At 61.5% G+C, this 18,562-nt stretch carries 16 protein-coding genes; 13 read left to right on the forward strand and 3 right to left on the reverse strand.

Going from position 1 to position 18,562, the window contains the following annotated elements:
* Positions 1-278 precede the first annotated feature (278 nt).
* Complete coding sequence (locus AC6H1L_RS07590) at positions 279-620, forward strand: WXG100 family type VII secretion target (protein WP_497600923.1); 342 nt, start codon at positions 279-281, stop codon at positions 618-620.
* A gap of 262 nt (positions 621-882) precedes the next feature.
* Here AC6H1L_RS07590 and AC6H1L_RS07595 read toward each other — a convergent pair whose 3' ends face one another.
* Positions 883-1,029, reverse strand: coding sequence for a hypothetical protein (locus AC6H1L_RS07595; RefSeq protein WP_497600924.1), 147 nt, complete (start codon positions 1,027-1,029; stop codon positions 883-885).
* Positions 1,030-1,071: 42 nt separating this feature from the next.
* Between AC6H1L_RS07595 and AC6H1L_RS07600 the strand changes: the two genes are divergently transcribed.
* From AC6H1L_RS07600 to hutU, 11 genes are all read left to right on the forward strand, one after another.
* Complete coding sequence (locus tag AC6H1L_RS07600; RefSeq protein WP_497600925.1) at positions 1,072-1,968, forward strand: hypothetical protein; 897 nt, start codon at positions 1,072-1,074, stop codon at positions 1,966-1,968.
* A gap of 20 nt (positions 1,969-1,988) precedes the next feature.
* Positions 1,989-2,882: a hypothetical protein gene (locus tag AC6H1L_RS07605; protein ID WP_497600926.1), complete on the forward strand. Its 894-nt coding sequence runs from the start codon at positions 1,989-1,991 to the stop codon at positions 2,880-2,882.
* 615 nt (positions 2,883-3,497) lie between these two features.
* Positions 3,498-3,659, forward strand: a complete 162-nt coding sequence (locus tag AC6H1L_RS07610; RefSeq protein WP_497600927.1) for a hypothetical protein — start codon at positions 3,498-3,500, stop codon at positions 3,657-3,659.
* A gap of 78 nt (positions 3,660-3,737) precedes the next feature.
* Positions 3,738-5,150 (forward strand): hypothetical protein, encoded by a 1,413-nt coding sequence (locus AC6H1L_RS07615; protein WP_497600928.1) that lies wholly within the window; start codon positions 3,738-3,740, stop codon positions 5,148-5,150.
* 736 nt (positions 5,151-5,886) lie between these two features.
* Positions 5,887-6,945 (forward strand): hypothetical protein, encoded by a 1,059-nt coding sequence (locus AC6H1L_RS07620; RefSeq protein WP_497600929.1) that lies wholly within the window; start codon positions 5,887-5,889, stop codon positions 6,943-6,945.
* A gap of 408 nt (positions 6,946-7,353) precedes the next feature.
* Entirely contained in the window at positions 7,354-8,250 is an 897-nt protein-coding gene (locus AC6H1L_RS07625; protein ID WP_497600930.1) for a hypothetical protein, read from the forward strand.
* Positions 8,251-8,480: 230 nt separating this feature from the next.
* Complete coding sequence (locus AC6H1L_RS07630; RefSeq protein WP_497600931.1) at positions 8,481-9,374, forward strand: hypothetical protein; 894 nt, start codon at positions 8,481-8,483, stop codon at positions 9,372-9,374.
* A gap of 395 nt (positions 9,375-9,769) precedes the next feature.
* The gene (locus AC6H1L_RS07635; RefSeq protein WP_497600932.1) at positions 9,770-10,069 is read left to right on the forward strand and encodes a hypothetical protein; all 300 of its coding nucleotides are present in this window, start codon (positions 9,770-9,772) and stop codon (positions 10,067-10,069) included.
* 55 nt (positions 10,070-10,124) lie between these two features.
* Positions 10,125-11,597, forward strand: coding sequence for a hypothetical protein (locus tag AC6H1L_RS07640; RefSeq protein WP_497600933.1), 1,473 nt, complete (start codon positions 10,125-10,127; stop codon positions 11,595-11,597).
* Positions 11,598-12,122: 525 nt separating this feature from the next.
* The gene (locus tag AC6H1L_RS07645) at positions 12,123-12,284 is read left to right on the forward strand and encodes a hypothetical protein (protein ID WP_497600934.1); all 162 of its coding nucleotides are present in this window, start codon (positions 12,123-12,125) and stop codon (positions 12,282-12,284) included.
* Between the two features lie 167 nt (positions 12,285-12,451).
* Positions 12,452-14,161 (forward strand): urocanate hydratase, encoded by a 1,710-nt coding sequence (gene hutU / locus AC6H1L_RS07650; protein ID WP_497600935.1) that lies wholly within the window; start codon positions 12,452-12,454, stop codon positions 14,159-14,161.
* A 198-nt stretch (positions 14,162-14,359) separates the two neighbouring features.
* On the opposite strand, the gene AC6H1L_RS07655 is transcribed toward hutU, so the two are convergent.
* Together AC6H1L_RS07655 and AC6H1L_RS07660 are read right to left on the reverse strand one after the other, a co-directional pair.
* On the reverse strand, positions 14,360-15,427 hold the full coding sequence (locus AC6H1L_RS07655) for an Rv0361 family membrane protein (protein WP_497600936.1): 1,068 nt from the start codon (positions 15,425-15,427) through the stop codon (positions 14,360-14,362).
* A 487-nt stretch (positions 15,428-15,914) separates the two neighbouring features.
* Positions 15,915-17,057, reverse strand: coding sequence for a nuclear transport factor 2 family protein (locus AC6H1L_RS07660; protein WP_497600937.1), 1,143 nt, complete (start codon positions 17,055-17,057; stop codon positions 15,915-15,917).
* A gap of 394 nt (positions 17,058-17,451) precedes the next feature.
* On the opposite strand from AC6H1L_RS07660, the gene AC6H1L_RS07665 reads away from it, so the two are divergent.
* On the forward strand, positions 17,452-18,555 hold the full coding sequence (locus tag AC6H1L_RS07665) for an ABC transporter ATP-binding protein (protein WP_497600938.1): 1,104 nt from the start codon (positions 17,452-17,454) through the stop codon (positions 18,553-18,555).
* The last annotated feature ends 7 nt before the right edge of the window (positions 18,556-18,562 follow it).

The raw sequence follows: 18,562 nt of genomic DNA on the forward strand, positions 1-18,562 counted from the left end.
CAGTCAGTAGGCCCCCCTGGCTGGCGGGTTTTCTGCTGCGCTTTTAGCAGCAGGCTTCTCCTACTCCGGGAGGAGCATCGCCAGAGCGGAGGAGAGCTGCACTCTCCTGAAGTCTTCGCCCTGGTAGACAGACGGACGGTGGGTGTTCCTGGAGCCTGCTTATGAGGGAAGGCACATGGGCAAGGCCGATGATCTTGAACAATTTGCAGCTTCTTTGCGCAGGTTAGCTGGGGTTAGCTGGCCATTGCAGCACCACCAAGCAGACCATTGACCAATATATGCAGGGGCTGGAAGGAGTGGTTGATGGATTACGGTCCGATCAGCAACGCTGGGTGGGCCAGGCTGCCCAGGCGTTTATGCAAGCATGGGCGCAGGCGCGAGGAGATCACCGCCACGTCTCCAAAGGCCTGCAGGTGCTTATCAGCTCCTGCCAAACCGTCGCTGATCAGATCGATCAGGCCGTTCCTGCTATCCGGCGCTATGAGCCGCTGCTGCAGTTGGAACAAGATCTGGCTCAGCAGCAAGCTTTGCAACCTCCTCTCATCGATTCTTCCTCTTCTTCCTCTCGGTTTTCCTCCGAAAGGCTGACCCTTTTGAGCAAGGCTTCGAGGGGGCCATAGAGGATGCTTCGAAGGCCGAGGCGCTGCTTGCAGGCCTCTTCTCCAGTCAAAGTGAGCAGCTGGAGGAAGCCACGAAAGATCTCGGCTTCTGCAGCTCTGGCGAGCAGGAGGACCTGCATGCTAGAATGCATAATAGGCCATCTGCCTTCACGCCTGCTGAGGGGGAAGGCGGTTCCGGCCAGGGGCAGCCACCCGCTGAGGATGGACCGTCAGGCTCAGGGGCCAGGCATCTGATGCGCCAGGCTCCTCCCTGCCTCCTGACTTAACCCAACCCAGCCCGTCCGATCTCCAGCAGAAGCTCAACCAGATCAGGCAGGAGCTGGGCTTGCCTCCCTGGAGCCGCTCCCCAGATGATGGCCAGACCGTCGCCGTCGTCTTCGCTGACCATGAAGAGTCTTGGGGCATACACCGAGCAACATTCTCACGCAAACTCGAAAGGAGGCTGAGTGCTTTGCCAAGTTCGTCCCTGTCCTGGGTGCTCTCCCTCGGCTCCCAAGACCCTCAAGAGATCCTTGACCCTTCCTGGTTCCAAATCACCGACGCCTTCTTCTCCCTCGACGGCTCGAGCGTCCGCCGCGACCTGCTCATTCTCACCTGCCCCAGTTATGGCTCCCTTCATTTCGGCGGCGGCAACTCCCAGCGCTACCTCGTCTTCTTTGAGCTCGCACCCGCCTGGATGGCTCCTCACACTGCGGCCCGCTTCATTCCTACTCGCTACCTGCAGGCCGTCGATCTGTACCAGACCGCTTCCGACCTGCCCCTCTGCCTGCAGCCCCCAGTCTCCTCCCCCGCTTACGCCGTCCTCTCCTGGCCCCGCCTCTCTGAGCTCGCCCGCTCCTTCTTTGAGGAAGGCTCCCTCGACGGCTACTGGGAGATCGAGACTGAGCCCGCTCCGGCTTTCCTGCCTGTTCCCCCTGCTCCGCCGGCTGACTCCCCCCACGCCTCCTCTCCTTCCCTCCTCGTCCTCGGTCCGACCTCCTCCGACTCCTTCCCTCTCCCCAACTGGTCCGACCTGGAAACCGCCCTCTTCTGCCTCGATGGCCACTCCCTCACCCACGCCTTCTTCTCCCGCCCCGACCGCGGCACCCTCGCCGTCCTCGGCGGCCTCCAGCAACGCTACGCCGTCTTCTTCTTCCCCCAGGGGCAGCCCCTCCCAGTTCTCTCGCTGCAGGCCATGGACCCCTCCCTGGCCGGCCCCGACGTCGAACTGCGCATCCAGGTCTATGTCGAGTTCCCCTCGCGCACTGCCGTCCGGCGGCCGCTCGCCTGGCGCATCCTGCAGCACTTCTACCAGACCCTTACCATTCCCCGCGATGTTCACTGGCTCCTCCATATCCGGTTCTTCTAAAAAGGAGGTTGCTTGGACCCATGACTGCGCTCCATCCCTGGCGGCTCTCTCTCGGCTCTGAAGACCAGGTCGTGATCCTTGACCCTTCCTGGTCCCAGATCTCCGACGCCTTCTTCTCCCTCGACGGCCTCAGCCCTCAGACCTGTCGGCTCTCCCTCAGCAGTCCTCAGCAGCAGTCTCTCTCCATCCGCGGCGGCCACTCCCAGCGCTACCTCGTCCTCTTCGACCCCAGCCCCACCAGGCCCGCTCCGGCCCCTCTCATCCCTACCCGCTCCCTGCAGGCCGTCCACCTCCTCCAGACCGGCCCTGACCTGCCCCTCTGCCTGCAGCCCCCCCTCCTCTCCCCTGCCTACGCCACTTTGTCCTGGCCCCTCCTGGTTCCCATCGCCCACCACTTCCTCACGCACGGCGAGCTCTACCGCTCCCTGCCCCACCAACGGGACTTAGGCTGGACACTCGAAACCGACCCTCCCCCTCACACCCTGCCTGTGCCCCCTTCCCCTCGACCTGACCTCGCTCACACCCCCACCCTGCTCGAGGTGTCTCCTGACGCCTCCGACCTCTCCCTCGCACCAAACTGGCACACCCTGCTAACCACACTGGGCTTCCTTGACGGCCAAATCGTCACCCACGTCTTCCTCACCCTCCCTGACCGCGGCACCCTCGCCGTCCTCGGCGGCTTCCAGCAACGCTACGCCGTCTTCTTCTTCCCCCACGACCAGCGCTTCCCTCTAGCAACCCTCCTCGCCTTCGATCCCTCTCTCTCTGGCCCCTCGGTCTCGGTCTGCACCCAGCCTCCCACCAGCTCCCCCGCACGCACCGCCGTTCAGCAGCCGCTCGCCTGGCGCATCCTCCAGCACTTCTACCAGACCCTCTCCATCCCTCGGGATGTCCACTGGCTCCTCACTGACTGACCTCGCCGGGGAAGGGGGGCTGGCCCCCTCCCCCCTGGCCCTCTCTCAGCTCCTCCCCAGCTCCTCCCTCTCCTCGCCCTTCAAGGAGAGCGTCAACCCTCCCTTCGCACGCTTGAGACAGGCCATAGGAGGAGGCTTTCACGCCGCGACGCTGCTTGAGCTTGCCAGCCTCTGGCAAGGAGATCTAGAATCGCATGTGCGAGGCAAGAGGCCATTGGCTCTCACGCCCGCTGAGGGGAAGGACGGTTCCGGCCAGGATCAGCCACCCGCCCAGCATGGACAGCCTGGCTCCTCCCAGCCCGCTGCTGACCTGTCAGGCCAACCACAGCCCCAGCAGCTCCCTCGCCGGAACCTGACCGCGAATGAGCAGCTCGGTGGCCATACCCTCGGCCGTCATGTCAACGTTACCGAGGATCAGGTTCGCCTCCGGGCTGAACAGCGGGCTGGTGAGGCACGCCAGAGGATCATCCAGGCACAGAGAAGAGGTCGCTTGCTCGCTACCGATCTACATGCAGTCCCTGGTCAGGCGAGTACTTCTATTCCCTCACTAGAGCAGAGGATGCTGTACACTATGTCCTTGATCATGGTACTCCGCAACAGCTACCTAATGGACGAATGATCTACTCAGGCACCTTTCCTGAGAATGTTGGCTATGTCTACACCTACTCCTGGCAAAATAGCACGCTCATCCCTAGTGCAACCGCCTCGCTGCTTGCCCTCGTGGCACCAGCTCCCAATGGCACCTGCTGTATTCTGACAGCCTATCCTGTCCTGTAGACCAGGAGAGAGGATACATACTCTTCTCTCTAGCTAGCAAGAGAGACGCATGTTGCACCTTACAACAGGAGGACGATCATGCTTACCGTCGCTTATCATCCCCTAACTGACAGGCAGCTACCGCAGCCAATTATTGGAGCACTCACGGATGGTCCAGAGAACTGCGTCAGCGTTGCTCTCCTCACCGCTGCTACAGCAACGGCTGGTCCAGAGACTCCCCTCTGTCAGCTTTGGGAGCTTTCCCTTTCCACTCCCTCCCAACCGGCGCGTCTGCGTTCCTGGCAAGGCAGAATTCTTCCCCCCAGCGCCACGACGGATCTCCTCCTCACTTACTCCTCTTCCTTTCAGGAGTGGCTGCTGCTACTCGGTAGTGAGAAACAGCTGTCCTTCTATCGCAGGTTGCCCTCTCAGGAACTCTGGCTTCATCTCTGGTCGATCGGCCATGATCTTCCCCAACGAGGTCCTCGCCTTCCCCTTGAATTCTGGACGCATCAGGAGGAGAGCTTTCTTCTCTTCCTGGAACAGGAAGGATACGTAGATGAGGTCTCTGACGACTCTCTTTTCTTCTGTCGCTGGAAGCAGTCCTATCCCACCGATGAGCTGCTGCTGCGTCACCAAACCTTCTGTGATCGCGTCTGCGCTTTGCCTAGCCAGGATCAGGTCTTTCTTGCTCTCTGCCAGCGATCCTTGGAGTCAACCGCTCTGCCCAGGACTCTGCGTCGCGGCCCGGGGCACTGGCGTCTCGGCCTGGAAACCTTCTCCCTCTCCTCCGGCCAGCTCCTCTCCTCCTTCTGGCCCGACCTGCTCTCCCTCCCCATCCGCTCTCCTTCCTCCCCCACCGACGATCTCGTCGAGCACTACCTGCCTTCCCTCGCCCTCTCCCTCGGTCCCTCCGATCCCAACGGCTCCCCCTCCTGCTTCGCCGCCCTCTCCCTCCTCCTTTGTGCCCCCTCCCTCCCCGACGACTTCCTCTCACGCCCTGCCTCCCCCCTCCAGGGCTCCGGCTCCCTCTTCTGGCTCTCCTCCTCCCTCTCTCCTCTCGCCTCCCTCCCCTGGCTCGGCTCTCATCCCTCCCTCCTCTCCCTCGGTCCCTCCCTCTTCGGCTCCGACCTCCAACCCTCCTCCTGGCGCCTCTGGCGCTGGCTCCCCTCCTCTTCTCCCAACTCCTGGCTCCTGCTCGACTCCTTCCCTGCCTCCCCTTCCTCCTTCCTCTCCCTGCTCGCTCCCTCTTCCCCCACTCCTTCCTCTCCCCCTCCCTCCCACTTCTGGTCCCTCTTCGTCTCCCCCGACCAGCTCCTCCTCTCCCTGCGCCGCTCCTCCGACGGCTCCCCCCTCGACTCCATCACCCTCCCCCATCTACGCCCTCCCTTCCCCAATCCGGGCTTCCCTCCTGCGCTCGCCCTCCAAGCTCCCGACGGCTCTCCACGCCTCGTCCTCCTCGCCGCCGACTCCTCCGGCTCCCTCTGCCTCGTCGAGGTCTTCCCCTCCTGATCCCCCTTCGCCCCCGCTATTCCTCCCCCCGTCCTGGCTCAGCGCCTCCTGCCCTCCAACACCCACCTGAGCCAGGACCGCCCTCTCTGGCCGAGGCGCTGCTTGCTGGCCTCTTCTCCAGCCAGAGCAAGCAGTTGGAGGAAGCCACGAAAGATCTCGACTTCTGCAGCTCTGGCGAGCAGGAAGACCTGCATGCTAGAATAAGTCATTTCCCCTCACGCCTGCCGAGGGCGAAGGCGGTGCAGGCCGAGGACTGCCACCCACCCAGAATGGATAGCCTGGCTCCTCCCTGCCTCCTGACTCACCCCAACCCAGCCAGTCCGCCGGTGAGGAACCAGGGACCCAAACGGCTTCAGTCAACAGACCCTGCACTCCCAAGGGTCGCCCCCTCTCTCAGTACGCCTCGCAGCAGATGGCTCGGCGGGGCATCACCCCCGATGAAATTGATCTCGCGATAGATGAATGGAGCAGACAGGCTATCCAGCCCTCTCCTCCTCGACAAATCTTTATCAAAACTTGGGGAGGTAAGTCTCTCGTTGTCGTCTGCGACCCAGACGGCGAAATCGTGACCGTCTTCATCGCCAGGAATAGAGCAGAGCTTAACCGATCTGCACGCGCCAACGGGTGGATCTTCCTCAATTGAACACACATTTGGCACCTTCTATACTGGGCTAGAAGCACTCAATGCATTGAAGGTCTCTATCCTCACTCTTGAGAAAGGAGAACAAGTCTCACAATGGTTCAGTGCAGCCTTACTACCTTGCACCAGTCCTTTAGCCTGCGCTTTGAGCTGGCTGCTTCTCCTGCTGAGACTGCCGATGTTCCTTCACCACTCTGGCTGCGGCTTCTCCTCTATCCCCATCCCGCCTTCAGATCTTTCTCGCTGCAAACACCCTGGACTCCCTGCTCCCTGCCTGCTCTCCATCAGCTTCCCGCCTATCTCGAACGCCACCTTACACTTTTGCACGCTGACCCCGACTCTGAATCCCCCCCTCTTCAGGCCAACGATCTCCCTTTCCGCCTGCAAGCTTTCGCCGCTGATCTAGCTCCCACGCCCTCAGGCTCCCGCTCCTTCGCTATCCGTATCCTCCTGCAAACCGGCTTCTCCTCACACTGGTCCTGCCCTGTCTTCGCTGGCGGCGAAGAGACCCTGGCCCTCTCTTCCCTTACTCAGTTTCTCTCCTGTTGGCAGCAGGCCCTCGACGCTCTCCCCACCTTATTGCCTCCTCCCCCATCCCCCTCACGGTCCCTCTCCTCCAGCTATCTCGGCCCTGCTCAACCTCCTTCTGCGCTCCTTCAGGGACTTCCTCCCCAATCCTTCACGCTTTCTCTTCCGACCGAAGGCTACACCTTCCTCCTCTCTCTTTGGCCACTCCCCACCACTCGCAGCTACCTGGGCCTTCAGTTCGCGATAGCACTCCCCTGCAGCACAGGCCGATGGTGGTTGCATGAACGCGCCTCGTCCTTTCCGGCTGCTGATCTCTTCTCTCTAGCCGACTATTTAGAACACCATTTGTATCAGTGGCAGCGTGATCCTTCCTTTATTTCCCCAGAATGGATCAGCTCTGAGCTTGATCTCCTCGTGCAAGCTCAAGGCGGTCAGCGCTTGCAGGATGGCTCTGGCGCTGTGCAGCTGCTCTGCCTCCCGCTCTTCTGCTCCAAAACTGACAAGCAGACGATCCGCCTGGGAGGACTCGCTCCTGTCGATAGAGCAGTCTTGCAGGACTTTATTGCCTCCCTGCGCCTCTCCCTCGAGCAGCTGGGAGCGATCAATGATCCCTCCGCTCTCTACTAGCTGCCCGCTCCCCTACCCAGGCGAGACCTCTTCTCCCCTGGCTTCTGCAGCTCTGGCGAGCAGGAAGACCTGCATGATAGAATCAATAATAAGCCATTTGCCCTCACGCCTGCCGAGGACGAAGGCGGTGCAGGCCGAGGACTGCCACCCGCTGAGCATGGACCGTCAGGCTCAGGGGGCCAGGCATCTGATGCCCCTGGCTCCTCCCTGCCTCCTGACTCAACCCAGCTCAGCCCGCCCGATCTCCGGCAGAAGCTCAACCAGATCAGGCAGGAGCTGGGCTTGCCCCTCTGGCGCCGCTCCCTAGCTGATCGCCAGACCGTCGCCGTCGTCTTCGCTGACCATGAAGAGTCTTGGGGCATACACCGAGCAACATTCTCACGCAAATTCGAAAGGAGGCTGAGTGCTTTGCCAAGTTCGTCCCTGTCCTGGGTGCTCTCCCTCGGCTCCCAAGACCCTCAAGAGATCCTTGACCCTTCCTGGTTCCAAATCATCGACGCCTTCTTCTCCCTCGACGGCTCGAGCGTCCGCCGCGACCTGCTCATTCTCACCTGCCCCAGTTATGGCTCCCTTCATTTCGGCGGTGGCAACTCCCAGCGCTACCTCGTCTTCCTTGAGCCTGTACCCGCCTGGGTGGCTCCTCACACTGCGGCCCGCTTCACTCCTACTCGCTTTCCTACTCGCTACCTGCAGGCCGTCGATCTGTACCAGGCCGCTTCCGACCTGCCCCTCTGCCTGCAGCCCCCAGTCTCCTCCCCCGCTTACGCCGTCCTCTCTTGGCCCCGCCTCTCCCAGCTCGCCCGCTCCTTCTTTGAGGAAGGCTCCCTCGACGGCTCCTGGGAGATCGAGACTGAACCCGCTCCGGCTTTCCTGCCTGTTCCCCCTGCTCCGCCGGCTGACTCCCCCCACGCCTCCTCTCCTTCCCTCCTCGTCCTCGGTCCGACCTCCTCCGACTCCTTCCCTCTCCCCAACTGGTCCGACCTGGAAACCGCCCTCTTCTGCCTCGACGGCCACTCCCTCACCCACGCCTTCTTCTCCCGCCCAGACCGCGGCACCCTCGCCGTCCTCGGCGGCCTCCAGCAATGCTACGCCGTCTTCTTCTTCCCCCAGGGTCAGCCCCTCCCAGTTTTCTTGCTGCAGGCCATGGACCCCTCCCTGGCCGGCCCCGACGTCGAACTGCGCATCCAGGTCTGTGTCGAGTTCCCCTCGCGCACTGCCGTCCGGCGGCCGCTCGCCTGGCGCATCCTGCAGCACTTCTACCAGACCCTTACCATTCCCCGCGATGTTCACTGGCTCCTCCTTTAAAGCCGAGGGCTGCCCCCACAGCCCCTGCCTCGCCCGACTCAGCCCACCACGCCGCTACTTCGCCCCCAGGCTCCGTTGCTCTCCCCTGCACGCTGGCACAAACACCTTGATGACGCTCGGGAGCAGCCCTTCTTCTCCTCTTCCTCATCGCTGCTGCTCCCCTCTCCTGGCTCGCCCTGCTTCTTCGCTCATGTGCACATGACCGACACCAAAGGAGGTTGCTTGTACCCATGACTGCGCTTCATCCCTGGCGGCTCTCTCTCGGCTCTGAAGACCAGGTCGTGATCCTTGACCCTTCCTGGTCCCAGATCTCCGACGCCTTCTTCTCCCTCGACGGCCTCAGCCCTCAGACCTGTCGGCTCTCCCTCAGCAGTCCTCAGCAGCAGTCTCTCTCCATCCGCGGCGGCCACTCCCAGCGCTACCTCGTCCTCTTCGACTCCAGCCCCACCAGGCCCGCTCCGGCCCCTCTCATCCCTACCCGCTCCCTGCAGGCCGTCCACCTCCTCCAGACCGGCCCAGACCTGCCCCTCTGCCTGCAGCCCCCTCTCCTCTCCCCTGCCTACGCCACTTTGTCCTGGCCCCTCCTGGTCCCCATCGCCCGCCACTTCCTCACGCACGGCGAGCTCTACCGCTCTCTGCCCCACCAACGGGACTTAGGCTGGACACTCGAAACCGACCCTCCCCCTCACACCCTGCCTGTGCCCCCTTCCCCTCGACCTGACCTCGCTCACACCCCCACCCTGGTCGAACTGTCTCCTGATACCTCCCACCTCTCCCTCGCACCAAACTGGCACACCCTGCTAACCACACTGGGCTTCCTTGACGGCCAAATCGTCACCCACGTCTTCCTCACCCTCCCTGACCGCGGCACCCTCGCCGTCCTCGGCGGCTTCCAGCAACGCTACGCCGTCTTCTTCTTCCCCCACGACCAGCGCTTCCCTCTAGCAACCCTCCTCGCCTTCGATCCCTCTCTCTCTGGCCCCTCGGTCTCGGTCTGCACCCAGCCTCCCACCAGCTCCCCCGCACGCACTGCCGTCCAGCAGCCGCTCGCCTGGCGCATCCTCCAGCACTTCTACCAGACCCTCTCCATCCCTCGGGATGTCCACTGGCTCCTCACTGGCTGACCTCGCCGGGGAAGGGGGGCTGGCCCCCTCCCCCCTGGCCCTCTCTCAGCTCCTCCCCAGCTCCTCCCTCTCCTCGCCCTTCAAGGAGAGCGTCAACCCTCCCTTCGCACGCTTGAGACAGGCCATAGGAGGAGGCTTTCACGCCGCGATGTTGCTTGAGCTTGCCAGCCTCTGGCAAGGAGATCTAGAATCGCATGTGCGAGGCAAGAGGCCATTGGCTCTCAGGCCCGCTGAGGGGGAAGGCGGTTCCGGCCAGGATCAGCCACCCGCCCAGCATGGACAGCCTGGCTCCTCCCAGCCCGCTGCTGACCTGCCAGGCCAACCACAGCCCCAGCAGCTCCCTCGCCGGAACCTGACCGCGAATGAGCAGCTCGGTGGCCATACCCTCGGCCGTCATGTCAACGTTACCGAGGATCAGGTTCGCCTCCGGGCTCAAACGATTGCCGGGAGGAGAAGCCAGTGCCTTCTATTCCCAAGAGACCGCCGAGGAGGCTGTCCAGTATGCCCTAGATCATGGTACCATCGTCGAGGATACAGGGGCTGTTCGCGTCCTGGTCGCCTCTTTCCCAGAGAACATCGGCTATGTCTATGACCGCAATGGCACTAGAACCGATACCAATATCGTCCGAGTGGTCGAGAGAATCCTACCCAATGGCACCACTTTTATCTTAACAGCTTATCCGGTGACTCCCTGACGCTTCAAACGATGAACCGCGAGGATCAGGATAACACCCAGAAGGGAGGAAGTACATGCTCTCTAGCACTATACATCCTATTCATGAACAGCCACATGGTCGCTTTATTACATCATCAATTCAGCCAGATGACGATAATAGTGTTTATGTACTTATTGTTTACCTGGAAACAGCTCGCTCTCAACCTCATAACTACCCCCCTTACTATCGTCTGTGCCGACTGTTGCCACCCGGTCAAGCCCCTTCTGCTCAACATCGGATCGAAACGCTCACCCTACCTTTTAGCCTGGTCAATTTCTCATTCCCTCTGCTCCTCTCCCCTGCCCCAGCATATAGAGGCTGGCTCGTCGCTGCAGCTTCTGACTTTACCCTTACGCTCTCTTTGTTCGGTTTCCCTCACCAGGAAGCAACTAGTGATCTCTCTGATACAGAGGCCCGTCTGTCCCCCTTCCAGCGCAGCTCTGAAGGTTGGTTCCTCGGCAGAGGTCTTTACACCCATCTTGGACAAAAGCAATTCCTGCATGCCTTGTGCACCCACGACCTGATTACTCTATCCTTCTTGCAGTCTGCCTTTGATGAGATCTCCGATGCCACGCTTTTTCTGGTACGGTGGAGTCCCGTTCACCCCCAACATCCGCCTCAGCTCCTGGCTCTTGCCTCCTTCGATAACGTCTCTGTTCTCCCCCTGTCGCCTGACCTGCTGCTGAGTGCTGGCGTCCGCCGCTTCCTGAAGCCAGGTCCTGCCAGTCTTGAGCGCCGCGGCCCGGGGCACTGGCGCCTCGGCCTGGAAACCTTCTCCCTCTCCTCCGGCCAGCTCCTCTCCTCCTTCTGGCCCGACCTGCTCTCCCTCCCCATCCGCTCTCTCTCCTTTCCCACCGACGATCTCGTCGAGCACTACCTGCCTTCCCTCGCCCTCTCCTCCGGTCCCTCCGACCCCAACGGCTCCCCCTCCTGCTTCGCCGCCCTCTCCCTCCTCCTTTGCGCTCCCTCCCTCCCCGACGACTTCCTCTCACGCCCTGCCTCCCCCCTCCAGGGCTCCGGCTCCCTCTTCTGGCTCTCCTCCTCCCTCTCTCCTCTCGCCTCCCTCCCCTGGCTCGGCTCTCATCCCTCCCTCCTCTCCCTCGGTCCCTCCCTCTTCGGCTCCGACCTCCAACCCTCCTCCTGGCGCCTCTGGCGCTGGCTCCCCTCCTCTTCTCCCAACTCCTGGCTCCTGCTCGACTCCTTCCCTGCCTCCCCTTCCTCCTTCCTCTCCCTGCTCGCTCCCTCTTCCCCCACTCCTTCCTCTCCCCCTCCCTCCCACTTCTGGTCCCTCTTCGTCTCCCCCAACCAGCTCCTCCTCTCTCTGCGCCGCTCTTCCGACGGCTCCCTCCTCGACTCCATCACCCTCTCCCATCTACGCCCTCCCTTCCCCAATCCGCGCTCCCTCCCCGCCCTTGCCCTCCAAGCTCCCGACGGCTCTCCACGCCTCGTCCTCCTCGCCGCCGACTCCTCCGGCTCCCTCTGCCTCGTCGAGGTCTTCCCCTCCTGACCCCCCTTCGCCCCCGCTATTCCTCCCCCCGTCCTGGCTCAGCGCTTCCTGCCCTCCAACACCCACCTGAGCCAGGACCGCCCTCTCTGGGCGAGGCGCTGCTTGCTGGCCTCTCCTCCAGCCAGAGCGAGCAGTTGGAGGAAGCCACGAAAGATCTCGGCCTCTACAGCTCTGGCGAGCAGGAGGATCAGCATGCTCGCATGCATACTCGACCATTTCCCCTCACGCCTGCCGAGGGCGAAGGCGGTGCAGGCCGAGGACTGCCACCCGCCCAGAATGGATAGCCTGGCTCCCCCCCCGTACGCTGCTGACCAGCCAGACCAACCACAGCCCCAGCAGTTTCCTCGCCATGACCTGACCTGGGATGGAGAGGATCACCCAGGCACAGAGAAGAGATCGCTTGCTCGCTACCGATCTACATGCAGTCCCTGGTCAGGCGAGTACTTCTATTCCCTCGCTAGAGCAGAGGATGCTGTACAATATGTCCTTGATCATAGCTCTCTGCAGTAACTACCTAGCGGTCGAATGATCTCCTCAGCTACCTTCCCTGCCAATGTTGGCTATGTCTACACCTACTCCTGGCAAAATAGCACGCTCATCCCTAGTGCAACCGCCTTGCTGCTTGCCGTCGTGGCAACAGCTCCCAATGGCACCAGCTGTATTCTGACAGCCTATCCTGTCCTGTAAGACCGTGAGACCAGCACGTCCCCCAGCACCTCGCTCACCTTCCGTCCCCCAGAGGGAGAGTGTATAACATAAGCGGGGGAGACCCCAGCCAGCAGCAGTAAGCTATCTATCGCTGAGCTGACAGCATTCCAATGGGCTGATCAACCTGGAAAGGAAGAAACATAAGCATGTCACAGCAAGAGCATCCTGGCCCGGCAAAGCAGCCGCGCACCAGTGGACCGCGCATCGTCCGCGCCCCGCGAGGCACGCAGCTTTCCTGCAAAGGCTGGCAGCAAGAGGCCGCCATGCGCATGCTGATGAATAACCTGGACCCAGAAGTCGCCGAGCGACCCGATGACCTGGTCGTCTACGGCGGCTCGGGACGGGCCGCCCGCTCCTGGGAAGCCTTCGATGCCATCGTGCACGCCCTCCAGCAACTGGAAGACGACGAAACTCTGCTCGTCCAGTCAGGTAAGCCCGTCGGTATCTTCCGCACACAGCGCGACGCACCGCGCGTCCTCATCGCTAATGCCAACCTGGTCCCCCATTGGGCTACCTGGGACGAATTTCGCCGCCTCGAGGCCCTGGGACTGACCATGTACGGCCAGATGACCGCCGGCTCCTGGATCTACATCGGTTCTCAAGGTATCGTTCAGGGCACCTACGAGACCTTCGCAGAGGCCGCACGCCAGCACTTCGGTGGCACCCTCAGAGGGAAATTCGTGCTCACCGCTGGCCTTGGTGGCATGGGCGGCGCTCAGCCATTGGCCATCACGATGAATGAAGGAGTCTGCCTGGCCGTCGAGGTCGACCAGCAGCGCATTCAGCGTCGCCTGCAAACTGGCTACTGCGATGAGATGGCCAGCACCCTCGACGAGGCCCTGGCTCAGATCCGCGAGGCCTGCAACAACGGCCAGCCGCTCTCTATCGGCCTCATCGGCAACGCAGCCGACATCTACAATGAACTGGTTCGCCGCAACATCATTCCCGATCTGGTCACCGACCAGACCGCCGCCCACGATCTCCTGAATGGCTACATTCCCGCCGGCCTCTCGCTCGAGGAAGCTAACGATCTGCGCCGACGCGACCCCCAGGGATACATCGAACGCGCCCGCCGCTCGCTCGTCAGCCAGGTACAAGCCATGCTTGAAATGCAACGACGCGGCGCCGTCGTCTTCGACTATGGGAACAATCTGCGTGGTCAGGCCCTCGCCGCCGGCGAGCCCCATGCCCTGGATTTCCCCGGCTTCGTCTCTGCCTTCATCCGGCCTCTCTTCTGCCGGGGTAAAGGTCCCTTCCGCTGGGTGGCTCTTTCAGGCGATCCCGAGGATATCTATCGCACTGACGAAGCTATTCTCGAACTCTTCCCCGAAGATCAGGCCCTGCGCCGCTGGATTACCCTCGCCCGCGAGAAAATCCGCTTCCAGGGCCTGCCAGCGCGTATCTGCTGGCTTGGCTACGGCGAGCGCGCTAAAGCCGGCCTGGCCTTCAACGAACTGGTAGCCCGCGGCCTGGTTAAGGCCCCCATCGTCATCGGACGCGATCATCTCGACAGCGGCTCCGTCGCCTCCCCCTACCGCGAGACAGAAGGAATGAAGGACGGCAGCGACGCCATCGCCGATTGGCCTATTCTCAATGCCCTCCTCAATACGGCCTCCGGCGCAACCTGGGTCTCTTTCCACCACGGAGGCGGCGTCGGCATCGGTTATTCGCTGCACGCTGGCCAGGTCATCGTGGCCGACGGTACCCCCGAGGCCGCGCGCCGGCTGGAGCGCGTGCTCACTAATGACCCCGGCATCGGCGTTGTTCGTCATGTCGACGCCGGCTATGAAGAGGCCCTGGCCTGTGCCCGTCAATGGGGCCTGAAACTGCCTATGCCACCGAAAGAGCCTTCCTGACTGTCAGGAAGGCGCTCCCGACACTTCATCATCCACTCTACCAGCAAACGGCGTGGCCGGTAGCGCTGCGACACTTTTTCTGCATCCCAGCGCTACCGGCCACCTTCGCCCCATCAGCTTAGCCTGGCTCGCCAGACGAGAGCGCCAGCCCTACCTTAAGCTTAGACAGCAAGCCTCGCCACCAGTGCCACTACTCTCCTATGTGTTCTGCAGCTGACTCTGTGTCTGCGGCGCCTCATCAATTTTCCAGGTCCCATCTTGACGCACAAAGTTCAGTGTACCCGTCACCAGGCGTGAACTCCGCTGGAAGCCCAGCGACAGTTGAGCGGTTGCATGGTCGCCATTTTGCTGAAAATCAGTGGCAGCACAGGTCGTCACTGGTCCCAAGAGGGCCGTCGCGGCCTGAAAGGCGCGTGTAAACTGCTGCTCGCTCTCATTAGCCTGCAGCGTTGACGAAAGCTGGCTATAGGCCGTATGGTAGTCTCCATTCTTGAGAGCATTGCAGAAGGCGTCGACTGTTTTCTGAGGTGAGGAAGAGAGCAGCCCTAGAGGACCAGGGAAATTGAATGGATTAAAGAGCACTACTACTAGAACAAGCACCAATAGCACGAGCGCCACCAGGCTGCCTATTAGACAGCCTGCTCTCCCCCCGCGTCGCGGCTGAGGCTGCGGCTGTGGCGGCAACTGGGGATAGCCTGCCACCTGCGACGGGAACGACGGCCCCGCCGGCATTGAGGGACCAAAAGGCCCCGGCTGCCCCGGGTAGCCTGGCTGATTTATAGGCGGCTGACCATACCCCTGGTATGGCTGGTACGACGGGGCCCCATAGGGCTGGCCCACTGCCGGCCCCTGAGCAGGCGCCGCCGCTGCACTGGCAGCAAAGCCCTGATAGGGCGACTGAGGATAGGAAGGCCCAGCAGCAGGCGACTGAAACGGTTCGGGTGGACCAGCTACTACCGTCCGCTCTTCCTCAGCTCCACTCCCGCTTACCTCATAGGTAAAGACAGTTTCGCCAAAGCGGATGCGATCACCCGGTCTGAGGCGCCTGGGAACCTGACTGGTCAAACGCTCATCGTTCACAAAAGTACCATTGGTACTGCCCCGATCAACCAGGCTATAGCCACCATCCTCAGCGCGAAATTCAGCATGATGTGACGAAACTTGCTGATCATCCAAACGAATCTGATTGTCAGGAGCACGTCCGATGGTCGTCACACCCGGTCCCAAAGGGATACGTCCCCGGGGACCATTCAAGCTTGCTTCCACAAGAGAACTCCTTTTTCTTCACTTAGGGTCTCCACCTTCTTCTTGCCTGAAGTAGCCACTCTACCAGACCCCTCTTCCCCGCAGCGCAGCGAAGGCTTTCCTTGTCGTGCTTACACTGCTTACTACGCAAGCAGAACCCATGCGGCTTCGGCGGCATATCCATTCCCTGGCTAGCCAGTTAGTCAGTCAGCCAGCCCGGCCAGTGGCCCCCGCGGGCAAGAAGCGGTCCCTTCTCCGCCGCTTTTATTCGCTCAGGAAGAGACGTAAGAATCTATTTCTGCATGCCAAGCCAAGAATGCATGAAAGGAACGAAAGTGCTCTGGCAGAGAGCTTGCACCATACCCCGAAGAAGATGGCAATCTGGCCCTACTTGCGGCGTCCTTCCTCTCCAACTGCAGCTATCCCTTTCAAAAGAACGCGACAAGCACCCTTTTTTCCAAGCTGAGCAGGCTAGCTGATACGCCTCCTCGCTACCCCACACCAATTCTTATGCAATAGAGGCGAGGCGCCAGATATCGGCCTCTAGCACCAACTCATCGCGGTCTGTCTCCACCTTACCATTGGCATAGGTAATCACGCCATTGACTACGAAGCGCTCACCTTTTTGCTGAACAGCTCCCGCCGCGCAGCTTTTGATCCCCCCATTGCTCTTGATGACCGGATCAACCACAGCGACAAACTGACGCTGCCCCCCAAAGTGGGCCTGGAAATCAAGGCTGAGCAGTGCATAGGCAGCAGCATAGTCGCCCTCCTGGAGCGCCCGACAGAAGCTCAGCAGGGAGCGCGTTGGCGTCGAGAGCGACGAAAGGGCATCGATCAACCAGCGCCCGCCAGCCGGTACCAGCAGGGCCGTGTTCTGCTCGGGCTGAGCCTCATTGCGGTAGCTTACCACCACCAGGGCCTTGGCTTGCGTGGAATCCACCGCTACAAGCTGCGCCGAACAGGCCGTGATCCCATCCACAAGCAAGCGAAAAACTCCACGCGCTACATGGCTCTGCAAAAGCGGGGTCAAGCTGCCATAAGCGGCCTCTGCCTGACCGGTCCGGAGCATTGTGCAAAATGAGGAGAGGGAGCGCGGCAAAGCAGTAAGGGCCGCGTCTTCAGCGATCAGCCAGATTCCGTCCTGCTCGCTCAGCTTAACCTGCCATGTCTGCACCTGACCAGCGACGGTGAGCTGCAGCTTTGCCGTCGCCACCGGGCCCTGAGTGCCCAAGGTCCCATAGCCACAGTGCTCGGTTTTCTCTAGCAAGCCAGCAAAGACCAGAAAAGGAGTCTGACGCTGCAGAGCAGGGTCCAGATACTGATAGGCCGCGCGAGAATCATGGCGGCTGAGAGCCGAGCAGAAGGCCGACAATGTCTTCTCAGGGGTTGAGCGCAGCCCATAGAGATAGTAGACGGCACTTCCTACCAGCAAAGCCAGCAACAACCCCACGGCCAGACTGGCCCAGAGTAGCCGCCGACCCGCACGTCTCCGCCCTGGGTTAGTCGGCGCTGCGGGTGACGACCAGCCCGGCTCTGTCGCTGCCCGCAAGAATGTCCCTTGTGAGCCACCGTGACCGAGACTCATATGACCATTGTAATTGACGTGTGGCCCCGGCAGCCTCTCACCATCAGGATGAACAGACCACATGCGCGCGTCTTTTCCTTTCTTTCTTCCTTCCTTCCTTACTCGCCTCCCACTTTCACTGAGCCGATGGGCCTTCCCCTCCCTGCACCGCTAAGCGCTCGGCCAGGCAATCAGTCGGCCTGGGAATCGGCAGGAGACCGCGCTACTGCTCCCGCTAGCGCTGACAGCAGGAACAGGCCCACTTAGGCTACTTGCCAGTACTGGACAAAGAGGGCATACTAAAGAGACAGCACGAGCGCCACAGAAGCAAAGGGAGGAAAACAGAGGCAGCAAGGGACTGGCCCCATTATGAGGCCGATCGCTGCTTTTCACTCCCGGCGATCGCGCCGCAGGCCGGAGCGTCCAGCACTCCAAGCACCACTGGCAGCATAGATGAGTACGTCTCAAGGAGCAAAGCGTGAACAATATCATTCTCCCAGGAGAAGACGATACCATCATCAGCACCAGTAGGCTCACGAAAGCCTTTGGCAACCTCGTGGCAGTCAATGACCTGAATCTGCGCGTGATGCGAGGCGACGTCTTCGGCTTCCTTGGCCCTAACGGCTCGGGCAAGACCACCACCATCCGTATGCTGCTGGGATTGATCCGTCCCACAGCGGGGCACGCCTTCATCTTTGGTATGGATATTCAATATCAGCTCCCGGCCATCTTGCGACGTATTGGGGCCGTTGTCGAAATGCCCGTCTTTTATCCTTACCTCTCAGGGCGAGACAATCTGCGCGTCGTTGCAGCGGCTTCAGATATGGCGCGTCATCCTCTCAATGATAAGCGCATCGAGGAGGTTCTTGAGCTTGTCGAACTGCGCGCCTATGCCGGCCTGGCCTATCACAAATACTCGCTGGGCATGAAGCAGCGGCTTGGCATCGCAGCCGCCCTACTGACTGATCCCGAACTCATTCTTCTGGATGAACCGACCAACGGGCTTGACCCCGTGGGCATGCTTGAAATCCGCCGGCTGATTACCCACCTTGCCCAACAAGGAAAGACCATCTTTCTTTCCAGCCACATTTTACACGAAGTTCAGCAGGTCTGTAACCGCGTAGCCATTCTGCATCGGGGCAACCTCATCAAGCAGGGCGATGTAGCCGATCTCCTGCGTCAGAGTGAGTATATTCTGATCCGTATGAACAGTGCCCAAGAGGCAGACGCCGCCCTCCAGGTGCTCCAAGAAGCGCGTGAGCGAGGGGCCACCTGGATCAGGTCCATCGTCGGCCTGAGAGACGGAGCCAACGAGCAACCGGCTCGGGCAGGAGCCGCCAGAGAACAGGACCCGACGGTGCTTCGCGTCGAGGCCCCGGCGGTGCGCTCGGCAGAGATCAATGCTCTCCTGGCCCGCCACGATCTCTTTGCAGCAGAGCTACACCCTTATCAAGGGAGCCTGGAAGAGGCCTTTCTTGAACTCACGGCCACGGCTCAGCTCCCAGGAGCCTCAGCCGTCAGCGGCTTTTCAGCGCCGGCATCCCTGGGCAAGACAACCTTGGGCGAAGGAAGGCGCCAGTAAGCAAGCG

This window comes from Thermogemmatispora argillosa (assembly GCF_059696725.1).